Genomic DNA, 1,015 nt, shown 5'->3' with positions numbered 1-1,015 from the left:
CGTGGACGCCGGGACAGTTGTTGACCACGTAGTGCACGAAGTTGCTCCCGATGAAGCCGCACCCGCCGGTGACGATGATGTTGGCGGGCTCGAAGGTGTCTGACATGCTAGGCCTCCTCAAGGTTGGAGTTTCTTTAGTCGTATCGGTTATGTGGGACGATGCCACCCTCCGCGACGCGCCTGAGGTGCTGGCCGTAGACGCTCTTTCCGTAGGCGTCCGCTGCGGCGAGAAGGGCGTCCGTGCCGATCCAGCCGTTCTCCCAGGCGATCTCCTCGAGGACCGCGACGGGCGTGTCCTGGGCGCGCTCGACGGCGCGGACGAACTCGCCGGCCTCGTAGAGGCTCTCCATGGTGCCGGTGTCCAGCCACGCGTAGCCACGTCCGAGCGTGACCACGGAGAGCGAGCCGTCCTCCAGGTACATCTGGTTGAGCGTGGTGATCTCGAGCTCCCCGCGGGCCGAGGGCCTCACCTTCTTGGCCAGCTCGCAGACGCGCGAGTCGTAGAAGTAGAGGCCGGTGACGGCGTAGGAGCTCTTGGGGCGCTCGGGCTTCTCCTCGATGGAGACGGCGTTGAAGTCAGCGTCGAACTCCACCACGCCGAAGCGCTCCGGGTCGTCCACGTGGTAGCCGAAGACCGTGGCGCCGCCCTCGGACTCCGCCCGCGCCACGGCGCGGCGGAGGTGGCGGGAGAGGCCGTTGCCGAAGAAGATGTTGTCCCCCAGGACGAGGGCGCAGGGCTCGCCGGCGATGAACTCCTCGCCGATGACGAAGGCCTGAGCGAGGCCGTCCGGCGAGGGCTGCTCCGCGTAGGACAGGCTGACGCCGTACTGCGAGCCGTCCCCGAGCAGGCGCTCGAAGTTGGGCAGGTCCGTGGGGGTGGAGATGATCAGGATGTCCCTGATGCCGGCCATCATGAGGACCGACAGCGGGTAGTAGACCATCGGCTTGTCGTAGACGGGCAGCAGCTGCTTGCTCGTCACGAGGGTGAGCGGGTACAGGCGCGTGCCCGAGCCGC

General features: G+C 67.3%; 1 protein-coding gene. It reads right to left on the bottom strand.

Translation table 11 applies throughout. The features are described from left to right. Nucleotides 1-134: 134 nt before the first annotated feature. A partial coding sequence (rfbA, locus tag B5F23_RS09485; protein ID WP_143786407.1) for a glucose-1-phosphate thymidylyltransferase RfbA occupies nucleotides 135-1,015 on the bottom strand: 881 nt, incomplete at its 5' end.

The organism is Olsenella sp. An188 (assembly GCF_002160255.1).
Taxonomy (GTDB): domain Bacteria; phylum Actinomycetota; class Coriobacteriia; order Coriobacteriales; family Atopobiaceae; genus Thermophilibacter; species Thermophilibacter avistercoris.
The sequence above is the reverse complement of the archived record's forward strand: the minus strand, read 5'-3'. Positions and strand labels throughout refer to the sequence as shown.